Origin of the sequence: Burkholderia aenigmatica (genome assembly GCF_902499175.1) — a bacterium.
GTDB lineage: Bacteria > Pseudomonadota > Gammaproteobacteria > Burkholderiales > Burkholderiaceae > Burkholderia > Burkholderia aenigmatica.
Genome location: NZ_CABVQC010000047.1, coordinates 57,754 through 71,017, shown reverse-complemented (window position 1 = coordinate 71,017; position 13,264 = coordinate 57,754). Strand labels below are relative to the sequence as shown.

Here is a 13,264-nt window from a genome sequence, read left to right as displayed (position 1 = left end):
GGCCGAGGCCGGCTGGCCGGCCGTCGTCGCGGTCGTGCCGGCGCGCAACGAGGCCGACGTGATCGCCCGGGCGGCGACTTCGCTGCTCGAGCAGGATTACCCGGGCGATTTTCATCTGATCATTGTCGACGACCACAGCGACGACGGCACCGCCGACGCGGCCCGCGCGGCCGCGCTCGCGATCAACCGCGCCGACCGGCTGACGGTGCTGACCGCCAAGCCGCTGCCGGCCGGCTGGTCGGGCAAGGTGTGGGCGCAGTCGCAGGGGATCGCCGCGGTGCAGACGCTCGGCCTGCCGGCCGACTACCTGCTGCTGACGGATGCCGACATCGGCCATCCGCCCGACGCCGTCGCGCAGCTCGTCACGCGTGCGCAGGCCGAGAACCGCGATCTCGTGTCGCTGATGGTGCGGCTGCGCTGCGATTCGTTCTGGGAAAAGGCCCTGATCCCGGCGTTCGTGTTCTTCTTCGCGAAGCTCTACCCGTTCTCGTGGATCAACAACCCGCGTAACCGGACGGCCGGCGCCGCGGGCGGCTGCATGCTCGTCAAGCGCACGGCGCTCGAGGAAGCGGGTGGCATCGAGTCGATCCGCGGCGCGCTGATCGACGACTGCAGCCTCGCCGCGCAGATCAAGCATCGCGGCGAAGGCCGCCATCCGATCCGGCTCGACCTGGCCGACCGCAGCGTGTCGTTGCGCCCGTACGACAGCTGGCGCGACATCTGGAACATGATCGCGCGCACCGCGTTCACGCAGCTGCACTATTCGCCGCTGCTGCTGGCCGGCACGCTGCTCGGGATGACGATCATCTATCTCGTGCCGCCCGCCGCGGCGCTCGCGTACGGCGCGCGCGCATGGCCGGCGTGGCTCGCGTGGGCGTCGATGTGCGCCGCGTATGCGCCGATGCTGCGCTATTACCGGCGCTCGCCGCTGTGGGCGCCGGCGCTGCCGCTCGTCGCGCTGTTCTACGTCGGCGCGACGTTCGCGTCCGCGTGGCGCTACTGGCGCGGCAAGGGCGGCCAGTGGAAGGCGCGCGTGCAAGCGCCGGTGGATCGCTGAGCGTTAGCCGGGAGGCGCTCCTCCCGGTAGCCGGAAGAAAACAGACAGCCCGATCGGTGCGAACCGGTCGGGCTGTTTCGTTTTCGGCGGGGCGGCTTGCCGGTGCTTAGCGCTGGGTCAGCATCATGTACATCTGCACCACGACGTCCGGCGAGAACGTGAACGGCACCCAGCCGTAGCCCGTGTGGCGGGCCACCAGCAGGCGGTCGCCGTTCGTCTGCTTCTGCACGGCCATCATCGGGTTCTTCGTCGTCACGAAGCGCCAGCCGGCCGGGATGCCGGGCGGCGGCTCCGGCTGCATCGACGCGCGCGCATGCGCGAGTTCCTCGATCAGCTGGCTCAGTTGCTCCGGATGCAGCGTGATCGATTCGCCGTTGATGGTCAGCGTGAGTTCGTTCTGCGTCGGACGCGACACGTGCAGCGTCGATTTGTCGGCCGGGGCCGGGACCAGCGCGCCGGCGATGGCTTCGGCTTCAACCGGCGTTTCGGCTTGCGCCGTCGCGACGATGGCCGTTTCGGCGTCGGTCGCTGCTTCGACCGTTGCGGCGGCAGCCGGCGCGGGCGCGATCACGGCCGGCTCCGCCGCCGGCGTGCCGGCCGGCGCAGGTTCGACGACTTCCGCAGCAATGGCGGTGGCGGCAACGGCGTTCGTCGCGGCTTCCTTGACGACGGCCTCGACCAGCGCCTCGGCGTCGGCGATGGCCTTCGCGTGGTGCTGCGCAGCCGCTTCGGCTTGTGCGATCGCTTCGGTGTGGCGCTGCGTGAGCGCCTCGGCTTGCGCGGTGGCGTCGGCGTGGCGTTGTGCGGCGGCCTCGGCCTGCGCGATCGCTTCGGTATGGCGCTGCGTGACGGCTTCGGCCTCGGCGGTCGCGTCGGCATGACGCTGCGCGGCGGCCTGCGTTTCCGCGATCGCCTGCGTGTGCTGCTGCGCGAGCGCTTCGGCTTCGGCGATTGCAGCCGTGTGGCGCTGCGCGGCGGTTTCGGCTTCGGCGATCGCTTCCGCGTGACGCTGCGTGGCCGCTTCGGCTTCGGCGGTCGCTTCCGCGTGACGCTTCGCAGCTGCCTCGGCTTCGACGGTCGCGGTCGCATGGCGCTGCGCGGCCGCATCGGCGTCCGTTGCTGCCGCGTGATGACGCTGCGCGGCGGCCTCGGCTTCGGCGATCGCTGCCGCGTGGCGCTGCGACGCGGCTTCGGCATCCGCGTGACGCTGTGCGAGCGCTTCGGTCAGCGCAGTGGCTTCCGCATGGCGTTGCGACGCGGCTTCGGCTTGCGCGGTGGCATCGGTATGGCGCTGGGAGGCGGCTTCGGCTTCGGCGGTCGCGCTGGCGTGGCGCTGCTGCGCGGCCTCGGCCTCGGCGGCGGCGGCCGTGTGGCGTTGCGCGGCGGCCTGCGCTTCGGTTTCCGCGGCGGCGTGACGTTCTGCGGCCGCCTGGGCTTCCGCTGCTGCGGCGCGCGCGAAGGCTTCCGCGCTGCGGGCCGCCTGCTGCGCGGCGTGGTGATCGTGGAGGAGCTGATCGACGCCCATGGTGAGCGAAGCGATCTGATCGTTCAGGTTCATGCGTGTCTTCTCTGCGTAAGACCCGCGATTTTAACCGCTGCGCCGGTACCGGGCCGCGTGGGACGTGTAACAAAGTGCGCAAAGCGGCGTGAAGCACGCCGCTTTGTGTTACTTCAGGTAGCCCGCGGAGCCGAACCAGTCGAGCGCATCGCGCAGCCCTTCGCGGTACGGGCGCGCACGGTAGCCGAGCTCGCGCTCGGCTTTCGCGGACGTGAAATACATCTTGTTCTTCGACATCCGCAGCCCGTCCACGGTGACGAACGGCTCCTTCTTCGTGAACTTCGCGACCGCTTCGGCGCCGACCGCGAGCGGGTAGAGCGGCCAGCGCGGCAGCGCGATCGTCGGCGGCTTGCGGCCCGTCATCTGCGCGATGTCGGCGAGCATCTGCTGCAGCGGCAGGTTCTCGCCGCCGAGGATGTAGCGCTCGCCGATCCGGCCGCGCTCGAGCGCGAGGAAGTGGCCGTGCGCGACGTCGTCGACGTGCACGAGGTTCAGCCCCGTGTCGACGAACGCGGGAATCTTGCCGAGCGCGGCCTCGACGATGATGCGGCCGGTCGGCGTCGGCTTCACGTCGCGCGGGCCGATCGGCGTCGACGGATTGACGATCACGGCCGGCAGCCCTTCGTCGGCGATCATCCGCTCGACCGCGCGTTCCGCGAGCACCTTGCTGCGCTTGTAGACGCCGATGGCCTGCTCGGCCGTGAGCGGCCGGTTTTCGTCGGACGGATCGCCGGCGCTCGTCACCTTCAGCGTCGCGACGCTGCTCGTGTAGACGATCCGCTCGACGCCTTCCGCGCGTGCCGCGCGCATCGTCGCGACCGCGCCCTCGAGGTTCGCACGCTCGATCTCGTCGGGATCGGGCGCCCACAGCCGGTAGTCGGCCGCGACGTGCAGCAGGTAGCGCACGCCGCGCAGCGCGGCGCGCATCGACGCCTCGTCGCGCATGTCGCCGGTGACGATCTCGGCGTCGAGATCCGCCAGGTTCGTGCGCGGGCTGGTCGAGCGCACGAGCACGCGCACCGCATAGCCTTTCTGCTGCGCAATGCGCGCGACGGCCGAGCCGACGAAACCGGACGCGCCGGTGACGAGAACGAGATCGCGGGAGGTATCAGTCATGCGTTTCCTTCGGGGCCGCGCGCGAGCGGCGCGGCGGTTGAGCATCGGCGAGATTGTACGTGGTCGGCACGCGCGGCGACGCCAGGCCGTGACGGCGGTGAGCCGGCCCCGGCCCGTGTGCGAAGCGGCCGACGCGACTACAATGCCGGGCTTGAATGCAACGGGAGGGCGACGCGATGAGCCGCAATGAACACGACGAACGGATCGAGACCTACTACGTGCGGGTGCGCGGCGTCGTGCAGGGCGTCGGCTTCCGTCATGCGACGGTGCGCGAGGCGCATGCGCTGAAGCTGCGCGGCTGGGTCGCGAATCTCGAGGACGGCACCGTCGAGGCGATGATCCAGGGCCCCGGCGCACAGATCGACCGGATGCTCGCGTGGCTGCGTCACGGGCCGCCGGCCGCGCGCGTGACCGAAGTGACGTTCGAGGAACGTCAGACCGAAAGGCGCTTCGATCGCTTCCAGCAGCAGTAAGAGGCACAGAACGATCATGACGGGGTATCCGGAGGCCGGGCGCGGCCTCATGCTGTCGGTGACGGCGTCGATGCTGTTCGCGCTGATGTCCGCCTACGCCAAACTGCTCGCGCCGCTCACGGGGCTCGACATCTTCGCGTGGCGCGTCTTGTGGACCGCGCCGGGCGCGCTCGCGCTGATTGCGTTGCGCGGCCGCTGGCCGGCGCTCGTCGAGCTCTTTCGGCGCAGCGTGCGCGACTGGCGTTTGCTGATTGCGCTGCCCGTGAGCGCCGCGCTGCTCGGCGTACAGCTGTGGCTGTTCCTGTGGGCGCCGCTGCACGGCCGCATGCTCGAAGTGTCGCTCGGCTATTTCCTGCTGCCGCTGACGATGGTGCTCGTCGGCCGCTTCTACTATCACGAACGGCTCGATCCGCTGCAATGGGCGGCGGTCGCGTGCGCCGCGCTCGGCGTCGCGCACGAAGTGTGGGCGACGCGCGCGTTCGCGTGGCCGACGCTCGTCGTCGCGCTCGGTTATCCGCCTTATTTCGTGCTGCGCCGGCGGATCAACGCCGATTCGCTCGCCGCGTTCGCGGTCGAGATCGCGCTGCTGTGTCCGATCGCGTTCGCGATGGTCGCGACGAGCACGACGCGCGTGGCCGACCATCCGGTGTTGTGGGCCGCGCTGCTGCCGGGGCTCGGCGTGCTCAGCACGCTCGCGCTCGCGAGCTACCTGAAGGCGAGCCGGATGCTGCCGATGGCGCTGTTCGGGATTCTCGGCTACGTCGAGCCCGTGCTGCTCGTCGCGGTGTCGCTGCTGCTGCTGGGCGAGACGCTGAGCGTCGCGAAGCTCGCGACGTACGGGCCGATCTGGGTCGCCGTTGCGCTGACCGCGTGGCACAGCGCCATGCTGATGCGGCGTCTGCCCGCGCGCGGCTAAGCGCCGGTCGCGATGCGTGGCGGCGCACGGAACGTGCCGCGCATCGCATGGCCTTCGCGCAGCGGTCGAATTCATCGACGCTGACCGCGAACTGGCGTCGCGCTGACGTGAGTCTGGCGACGCTGCCTGTTTCGTCCCATCGGGCGCGCGCCTGTAATCGAACAGAAGATTCGGTTGCACTTTGTTACTTAGGGTCTCCCCTGATCGGCCATTAGACTGGCCTCACCGACTTCCCTTCGTATGCAGCCTTTCAATGAACGGTCATCTCCGTGCCTGGCCGGCCGGGTTGGCGCGATGCGGGCATACGCGTATCGCGGCTGATCCCGCTCGCCTTCTCCTTCTCGATCCAATCCCCGGTGCGTTCGGCACCGCCGTCGTGCGGGTGCGCTCATGTCGTTGAGCGTGCCGCCCGCCACGGTTCAGCCGTCGCGCAGCGGCCGCCTGATCGAAGTCGATTTCTTCCGCGGCGTCGTGCTGTTGATGATCGTCGTCGATCACATCGGCGCGAGCGTGCTGTCGCGCGTCACGCTGCACGCGTTCGCGCTGTGCGACGCGGCCGAGGTCTTCGTCTTTCTCGGCGGCTTCGCGACCGCGAGCGCCTATGGCGCGATCGCCGAGCGGCACGGCGCGCGCGCCGCGCAAAAGCGGTTCGTGCGCCGCGCGATGCAGATCTACCGCGCGTTTCTCGCGACCTCGACGTTGATGCTCGTCGTGTCGGCCGCGCTCGACCACTACGGGATCGATGCGCCGAACCTCGCGCTCGACGACGTCAGCGTGATGCTCGCGTCGCCGCTGACGGGCGCAGCCGAGCTGCTGACGTTCCAGCGCCAGCCCTATCTCGCCTCGGTGCTGCCGATGTACGTGCTGTTCGCGCTCGCGTCGCCGGTGCTCGTGCCGTTCGCGCGCCGGCATCCGTGGCTGCTCGTCGCGTTCAGCGTCGCGTCGTGGATCGCGGCGGGCTGGCTCGGCCCCGAGCTGCTCGATACCGACGGATTCCGCTGGAGTTTCAATCCGTTCGCGTGGCAACTGATGTTCGTCGCCGGCGTGCTCGCGCGCTGCCAGCCGTTCTACCGGCACATCGCGCTGGGGCGCTGGGGCGCGGCCGCGACGGGTGTCGCGTGCGCGGTCGTGCTCGGTTGCGCGAGCTACAAGCTGTTCTCGGGGCTGCCGCTGCCGGAGGGCGTGTTCAAGCGCGATCTCGCGCTGCCGCGCGTCGTGAGCTTCGCGGCTATCGCGTGGCTGATGGCCGATTGCGTGCGCTTCGGCTGGATCGCGCGGATCGCGCAGGGCGTGCGGCCCGTCGTGGCCGTGGGCCAGCGCGGGCTGATCTGCTTCGTCGCGGGCGCGGCGATTTCGCTCGTCATCGATTCGCTGCTGCATCCGGTCGTGCGCAGCGCCGATCTGCGGCATGTCGGCGTGGGCCTCGTGGCCGACGCGTGCGCGCTCGGACTGATGATGGCCGTGGCCGGTTCGGGAACGTGGATCGCGCGGTGGCGCAGCGCGGCCGCGTGAGCGGCACGGGAGGCGGCGCGTGCGGCACGGAATGTGCCGCGCGGCGTCAGTGAGGTGAGCTGATACGGGAGCGGGGAACGGCGGTGGCGTCGTCGGATTCGGCGTCGTCGCGTTCGTCGGGCGCCGGATCGTCGCGTTCCGCGAGTACCGCGTCGGCTTCAGCCGCGGCTCGCGCGGCGCGTATCGCGGTGCAGCGCTGAGCGTGCCGGATGTCCGACAGTATCCTCAAGAGCCGTGTTGTTTTGCTTTTCATTGTCTTCTCCCGCCAGTGCGCATCTCGCGAAGCGGATGCGCTTCCTGCAACCAGTGTAGGACGCGTTCGCGTGCCTGGCGGGAGAATGTGGCGTGCAGGCCGCACGCCGAGGGATAGTACTTACTGCGCGGCGGCGACGCCCTGCGCCTGCAGCGCTTCTTCGCGGCGCTCTTCTGCACAACGCTGGTGCTGGCGCGACAGGCGGTTCATCAGCGGCAGCAGCAGCAGTGCGAGCACCATGCCGATCGCGGCGAGCCAGCCGAGCTTCTCGAACAGCGACAGGTACAGCGGCAGCGATTCGGTGGCCGGCAGTTCGTGCGACGGCATCTGCGCGAAGTTCGCGACGACGCTGCCCAGATACTGCGACACGCCCGTTGCGACGAAATACGCACCCATCATGAAGCCGCTCATGCGCGCCGGCACGTAGCGGGCGATCATCGCGAGGCCGAGGCCGCTCACCAGCAGTTCGCCGAGCGAGTAGAGGCCGTAGCCCCACACCATGAACCACGACGACACACGGCCATCGATCGCGTAGCGGCCGCTGATCGTGAACACCAGGTAGCCCGCGGCCACTGCGCCGAAGCCGAGCGCGTACTTCGCGGCGACCGGCAGGTCACGGCCGCCCTTCGCGACGGTGTTGTAGACCCACACGAGCACCGGGCTCAGCAGCATGATCCAGATCGGGTTCAGCGCCTGGAACTGCGCGGCGCTCCACGTGAACAGCGTCGTGCCGAACAGCATGAAGCGCGGATCCACGTTGCGCAGCGCGAACAGCGTCAGCGACGTCGACATCTGCACGTAGAAGATGAAGAACAGGATCACCTGGCCGATCAGCACGAGCGCCGCGATCAGGCCTGCGCGCTCCGAGCGCTCCGACTTCGCGATCATGTACGCGAAGATCGCGAGGATCGCAAACGCTGCCGTCCACACGCTGGCGACCGCCAGTTGCTTGTGCTGCAGCACGTACAGCGTGATCAGTGCGAGCCCGACGCCGCCGAGCGCGACCGCGCCGAGGCGCTTCCAGCGGATCGGTTCGTCGTCCGGCTTCGAGCCGACATGCGCGAGCGTGCGATGCATCAGCATGAAGTTGAGGATCGCGAACAGCATGCCGCCGCAGCAGACCGCGAACGCGGCGTGCCAGCCCCAGTGATCCTTGATCCACGGCGTCGCGAGCATCGACACCGTCGAGCCGATGTTGACCGCCATGTAGTAGATCGTGAACGCGCTGTCGATGCGCGCGTCGTCGCCTTCATAGATGCGGCGCACGAGGTTCGCCGCGTTGGCCTTGAACAGGCCGTTGCCGACGACGATCACGCCGAGCGACGCGTACATGTACGTCAGGTGATCGTTCGGAAACGCGAGCATCAGGTAGCCGGCGCACAGCACGGACGCGCCGATGATCATCGTGCGACGGGCGCCGAGCACCTTGTCGCCGATCCAGCCGCCGATCGACGGTGCCGCATAGACGAGTGCGGTGAACGCACCCCAGGTCAGGTTCGCATGGCTGTCGGTGAAACCGAGCCGGTCGACCATGAAGAGGACCAGGAGCGCGGCCATGCCGTAGTAGCCGAAGCGCTCCCACATTTCGATGAGGAAGACCGTCGTGAACGATCGGGTTTGTGAAACAGGTGGTTGCATCATCAATCTCGGTTGAAACGGACGGCACGGATCGCGCGTCGTCTTGGGGTCGAACTGGAGCCGGTGCACAATGGGCCGGGTAGGCTTCGTGCTGGCGATGGAACAGTCGGGCGGTTAGCCCGGGCCGGGGTCGGACACCGCCTGATGTGGCGGGGAGGGGCCCCGACCGGCGCGCGCATGGTAACGGCTGCCGGTCCGGTGCGTCAGGTATCTGCCACCTAGGGAAACTCCCAATGTGGCAGTAGCTTTCAGGAACATTCGTCTCATCATCTAGTTGTAAGCTTTCGTGCCGGCCCTCCGAAGATTCCCGGAGAGCCGCTTGCAGCTTGCCTGTGAAGCCGGCGAGTCTGGCAAGATAGCGCGTCATTTCGCTCGCTTCGTGTCCCGTTTAGTGCACCGGGCTCAACACCGAAGACGTGAGCGAACCCGAAGACTAAGCTATATCGTTCTAACTTAGTTATTTTCCATCAAACATTTTTTGACGATCACTTTTCGGCCTGCTATGGTTCCCCCCACTGAAAACTCGCGGTCTGCAAACGCTACCGCCGCACTGGGCAGCAAGATTCGCGCGTTGCGTCAACGACTCAAGCGCACGCTCGACGACACCGCTACCGCCGCGGGGATTTCGAAGCCGTTTCTGTCTCAAGTCGAACGCGGGCTCGCGTCGCCGTCGCTGACATCGTTGGCCGGTATCGCGCACGCGCTCGGTGTGACGGTGCAGTACTTTGTGGATACGCCGAGTGAAGAACGCTCGGTTTGCCGAGGCGAGCAGCTGCGCTTCTTCGGGTTTGCCGATTCGGCGAACCTGTTCGCGCGGCTGACGAACGTATCCGAAGGGCGCCAGCTGGAGGCGATCCTCGTGAGGATGCCGCCGGGGCAGAAGCGGTCGGAGGTGACGACACATGCAGGAGAGGAGTTCCTGTATGTGATTGAAGGGGAAGTGTCGCTGACGCTGGAAGGCAAGACGTTCGTCCTGCAGGCCGGTGACAGCTCGCACTATCAGTCGACGGTCCCGCACAGCTGGGTCAACACCGCGAAGATCGAGTCGGTGGTGGTCTGGGTCGGTACACCGAGGCTGTTCTAACGCACAGGTATTCCTTCGTTTCGAAGACGGAATACCTGTCGAAAGAAACGTAAGGAATACTAACATGCAATACGAGAATCACGGGCCTCCTCAATCGCTGCACCCGTCAGCGTCTCAAGCGTAATTCGCGGCATCCGCCGCGCAACGCTCACCGAACAACTCTTCTCAAGACTGCCACGATGAAATCCTTGCATGCCATGTCGGCCGTGCTGGCCGCGCTCGCCCTGACGCCTGTCGCCCACGCCGTTACCGTTCCGTCGAACGTCGCGCTCGCTCCTCAACAGGACCTGACGCGCCAGGTGCCCGCCGAAGTCGAGTCGCTCGACCCGGCGCACATCGAGTCGTGGACCGGCAACACGATCGGCCTCGACCTGTTCGAAGGGCTGGCCCGCATCGACGCAGCCGGCCAGGTCGTGCCGGGTGTCGCGCTGTCGTGGGAACGCAAGACGCCGACGACGTGGATCTTCAAGCTTCGCCACGACGCGAAGTGGAGCAACGGCCAGCCGGTGACGGCCGCCGATTTCGTCTATTCGTGGCAGCGCCTCGTCGATCCGAAGACGGGCTCGAAATACACGATCCTCGTCGAGTTCGTGAAGAACTCGAAGGACATCATCGCGGGCAAGGCCGCGCCGTCGACGCTCGGCGTGCGCGCCGTCGATCCGTACACGCTCGAAGTGACGACCGACGCGCCCGTCGCGTTCTTCCCCGAGCTGACCGCGATGGCGCCGCTCGTGCCGGTGAGCAAGGACGCCGTCGCGAAGTTCGGCGACGCGTGGACGCGCCCGGGCAACATGGTCAGCAACGGTGCATACCAGCTCGTCGACTGGCAGCCGAACAACCGCATCGTTGTGACGAAGGACGCCAAGTACTGGAACGCGCCGAAGGTCGTGATCAACAAGGTCACGTACCTGCCGATCGAGAGCGACGAGACCGCGATGCGCATGTACCAGGCGGGTCAGGTCGACTACACGTACACGATTCCGTCGGGCATCTTCCCGCAGGTCAGCAAGCAGTTCGGCAGCGACCTGCGCCCGGGCCTGCAGCTCGCGACGTACTACTACTACCTGAACAACAACGACGCGGCGCTGAAGGACAAGCGCGTCCGCCAGGCGCTGTCGATGGTGATCGATCGCGACGTGCTGACGTCGAAGCTCACGCAGTCGGGCGAGAAGCCGATGTACGGGCTGATGCCGAACGGCACGAAGGGCGTGCAGCCGTTCACGCCGGAATGGGCATCGTGGCCGATGGCCAAGCGTGTTGAGGCCGCGAAGAACCTGCTGAAGCAGGCCGGCTACTCGGACGCGAAGCCGCTTTCGTTCACGCTGACGTACAACACCAACGACCTGCACAAGAAGGTCGCGCTGTTCACCGCGTCGGAATGGCGCACGAAGCTCGGCGTCAACACGAAGCTCGAGAACGTCGAGTTCAAGGTGCTGATGAAGCAGCGGCATGACGGCAAGGTGCAGGTCGCGCGCGACGGCTGGTTCGCCGACTACAACGACGCGATGACGTTCTTCGACCTGCTGCGCTGCGGCAGCTCGCAGAACACGGTCGGCTATTGCAACAAGCAGGCCGACACGCTCGTCGACGAAGGCAACCAGAAGCTCGACGACAAGGCGCGCGCCGCGCTGCTCACGCAGGCGCACGATCTCGCGATGAACGACACGCCGATGGTGCCGCTGTTCCAGTACACGGCCGACCGTCTCGTGAAGTCATACGTCGGCGGCTACTCGCTGAAGAACGTGATCGACATGCGTGCTTCGCAGGACATGTACGTGATCAAGCACTGAGCGGAGCGATCATGCTGGCCTACGCATTGAGGCGCACGTTGTGGGCGGTGCCGACGATCCTCGCGGTCGTCACCGTCTGCTACCTGCTCCTGCATTTCACGCCCGGCGGCCCGTTCGATACGGAGAAGCAGCTGTCCGCGGCCACGCTCGCGAACCTGAACGCGAAGTATCACCTCGACGAGCCGCTGTGGAAGCAGTACCTGCTGTACCTGAACGCGCTGCTGCACGGCGATCTCGGCCCGTCGTTCCGCTACGTCGACTGGTCGGTGAACGATCTCGTGAAGAAGGCGCTGCCCGTGAGCCTCGGCGTGGGCGGCGTGTCGATCCCGATCTCGATCGTGTTCGGCGTGCTGCTCGGCACCGTCGCGGCCGTGCGCCGCGACAGCTTCATCGACCGCTTCGTGATGCTGATCGGCAACTTCGGCAACGTCATCCCGCCGTTCGTGCTCGGTCCCGTCCTCGTGTGGATCTTCGCGATCCTGCTGAAGACGTCGTCCGGCAACGGCTGGCTGCCCGCGGGCGGCTGGGGCGACGGCGGCTGGCGGTACCGGCTGCTGCCGATCGTGCTGCTGACTTTCATCAACATGTCGCTGCTCGCGCGCGTGATGCGCGGCTCGATGATCGAGACGCTGTCGAGCAACTACATCCGCACTGCGCGCGCGAAGGGCCTGCCGGGCTCGACGATCGTGCTGCGCCACGCGCTGAAGCCCGCGCTGATGCCGGTCGTGTCGCTGTTCGGCACGGTCTGCATCACGTCGATCACGGCCGCTGTCGTCACCGAATCGGTGTTCGCGCTGCCGGGGCTCGGGCAGCTCGTCGTGAACGGCGCCATCAACCGCGATTACACGCTGGTGCTCGGCCTCGTCGTGCTGACGACCGTTTGCGCGGTGCTGTTCAACCTGCTGGTCGACCTCGCTTATGCGTGGCTCGATCCGCGCATCCGTTATTGAGCGAGGCACAGCGATGACTCCGACTACTCCCGTCGTCGGCCTGCCCGTGCAGACCGACTCGCCGCCGCGTTCGCGCTCGCCGCTCGCGCTTGCGATGGCGCGCTTCCTTCACAACCGCGCGGCCGTGTTCAGCCTCGTGCTGCTTGCGCTTATCACGCTCGCCTGTTTCGTCGGCCCGTGGCTGCTCGCGGCCGATCCTTCGGCAAGCGACTGGGGCTCGATCAGCCTGGCGCCCACCTGGGCGAACCAGCACTGGTTCGGCACCGACGAGCTCGGCCGCGACCTGCTGGTGCGGACGCTGATCGGCGGCCGCGTGTCGATCGAGGTCGGCCTGCTCGGCACGCTCGTGTCGGGCCTGTTCGGCGTCGCATGGGGTGCGACCGCGGGCTTCGCGGGCGGTCGCGTCGACTCCGTGATGATGCGCATCGTCGACATGATGTACGCGATCCCGTACCTGCTGATCGCGATCCTGATGATGACCCTGTTCGGCCGCTCGTTCATGCTGGTCGTGCTGACCATCAGCGCGTTCTCGTGGATCGACATGGCGCGTGTCGTGCGCGGCCAGACGTTGTCGCTGCGCAACCGCGAGTTCGTCGATGCGGCCCGCGCGATCGGCGTGTCGCCGGCATCGATCGTGCTCCGCCACATCGTGCCGAACCTGCTCGGCGTGGTCGTCGTGTACGCGACGGTCTCGGTGCCGGGCATCGTGCTGACCGAATCGGTGCTGTCGTTCCTCGGCCTCGGCGTGCAGGAACCGATGACGAGCTGGGGCGTGCTGATCCAGGACGGCGCGCAGAAACTGGAATCGATGCCGTGGCTGCTGCTGGCCCCGGCCGTCATGCTGTGCGTGACGCTCTACTGCGTGAACTTCGTCGGCGATGGCCTGCGTGACGCGCTCGACCCGAAGGATCGCTGAA

12 protein-coding genes are annotated in these 13,264 nt (G+C 67.4%); 8 read left to right on the top strand and 4 right to left on the bottom strand.

The genetic code is table 11. From position 1 onward, the window contains the following. Window positions 1-1,057 (top strand): glycosyltransferase (locus tag BDO18943_RS28450; protein ID WP_175024899.1); only part of this gene is annotated, 1,057 nt, incomplete at its 5' end. A gap of 106 nt (window positions 1,058-1,163) precedes the next feature. Here BDO18943_RS28450 and BDO18943_RS28445 read toward each other — a convergent pair. Continuing rightward, window positions 1,164-2,615, bottom strand: a complete 1,452-nt coding sequence (locus tag BDO18943_RS28445; RefSeq protein WP_175024898.1) for a phage tail protein — start codon at window positions 2,613-2,615, stop codon at window positions 1,164-1,166. Between the two features lie 108 nt (window positions 2,616-2,723). Then, window positions 2,724-3,731 carry a hopanoid-associated sugar epimerase gene (gene hpnA / locus BDO18943_RS28440; protein WP_043181217.1) on the bottom strand — a complete coding sequence of 336 codons (1,008 nt, stop codon included), beginning with the start codon at window positions 3,729-3,731 and terminating at the stop codon, window positions 2,724-2,726. Between the two features lie 176 nt (window positions 3,732-3,907). On the opposite strand from hpnA, the gene BDO18943_RS28435 reads away from it, so the two are divergent. The 3 genes from BDO18943_RS28435 to BDO18943_RS28425 all read left to right on the top strand — a co-directional run bounded on the left by BDO18943_RS28435 (window position 3,908) and on the right by BDO18943_RS28425 (window position 6,632). Next, window positions 3,908-4,204, top strand: a complete 297-nt coding sequence (locus BDO18943_RS28435; RefSeq protein WP_043181215.1) for an acylphosphatase — start codon at window positions 3,908-3,910, stop codon at window positions 4,202-4,204. 16 nt (window positions 4,205-4,220) lie between these two features. Continuing rightward, the gene (gene rarD, locus BDO18943_RS28430; protein ID WP_175024897.1) at window positions 4,221-5,120 is read left to right on the top strand and encodes an EamA family transporter RarD; all 900 of its coding nucleotides are present in this window, start codon (window positions 4,221-4,223) and stop codon (window positions 5,118-5,120) included. Window positions 5,121-5,510: 390 nt separating this feature from the next. Then, window positions 5,511-6,632, top strand: coding sequence for an OpgC domain-containing protein (locus BDO18943_RS28425; protein ID WP_175024896.1), 1,122 nt, complete (start codon window positions 5,511-5,513; stop codon window positions 6,630-6,632). Window positions 6,633-6,678: 46 nt separating this feature from the next. On the opposite strand, the gene BDO18943_RS42770 is transcribed toward BDO18943_RS28425, so the two are convergent. After that, window positions 6,679-6,885 (bottom strand): hypothetical protein, encoded by a 207-nt coding sequence (locus BDO18943_RS42770; RefSeq protein WP_089451626.1) that lies wholly within the window; start codon window positions 6,883-6,885, stop codon window positions 6,679-6,681. Between the two features lie 120 nt (window positions 6,886-7,005). Next, the gene (locus BDO18943_RS28420; protein WP_175024895.1) at window positions 7,006-8,526 is read right to left on the bottom strand and encodes a peptide MFS transporter; all 1,521 of its coding nucleotides are present in this window, start codon (window positions 8,524-8,526) and stop codon (window positions 7,006-7,008) included. Window positions 8,527-9,025: 499 nt separating this feature from the next. Here BDO18943_RS28420 and BDO18943_RS28415 point away from each other — a divergent pair, with 499 nt between their 5' ends. The 4 genes from BDO18943_RS28415 to BDO18943_RS28400 all read left to right on the top strand — a co-directional run bounded on the left by BDO18943_RS28415 (window position 9,026) and on the right by BDO18943_RS28400 (window position 13,263). Continuing rightward, window positions 9,026-9,607 (top strand): cupin domain-containing protein, encoded by a 582-nt coding sequence (locus BDO18943_RS28415; RefSeq protein ID WP_011353729.1) that lies wholly within the window; start codon window positions 9,026-9,028, stop codon window positions 9,605-9,607. Between the two features lie 179 nt (window positions 9,608-9,786). Continuing rightward, entirely contained in the window at window positions 9,787-11,397 is a 1,611-nt protein-coding gene (locus tag BDO18943_RS28410; RefSeq protein WP_175024894.1) for a peptide ABC transporter substrate-binding protein, read from the top strand. Between the two features lie 11 nt (window positions 11,398-11,408). After that, window positions 11,409-12,347 (top strand): ABC transporter permease subunit, encoded by a 939-nt coding sequence (locus tag BDO18943_RS28405; RefSeq protein WP_175024893.1) that lies wholly within the window; start codon window positions 11,409-11,411, stop codon window positions 12,345-12,347. Window positions 12,348-12,360: 13 nt separating this feature from the next. Further along, window positions 12,361-13,263 (top strand): ABC transporter permease, encoded by a 903-nt coding sequence (locus tag BDO18943_RS28400; RefSeq protein ID WP_043181202.1) that lies wholly within the window; start codon window positions 12,361-12,363, stop codon window positions 13,261-13,263. Window position 13,264: the final 1 nt, after the last annotated feature.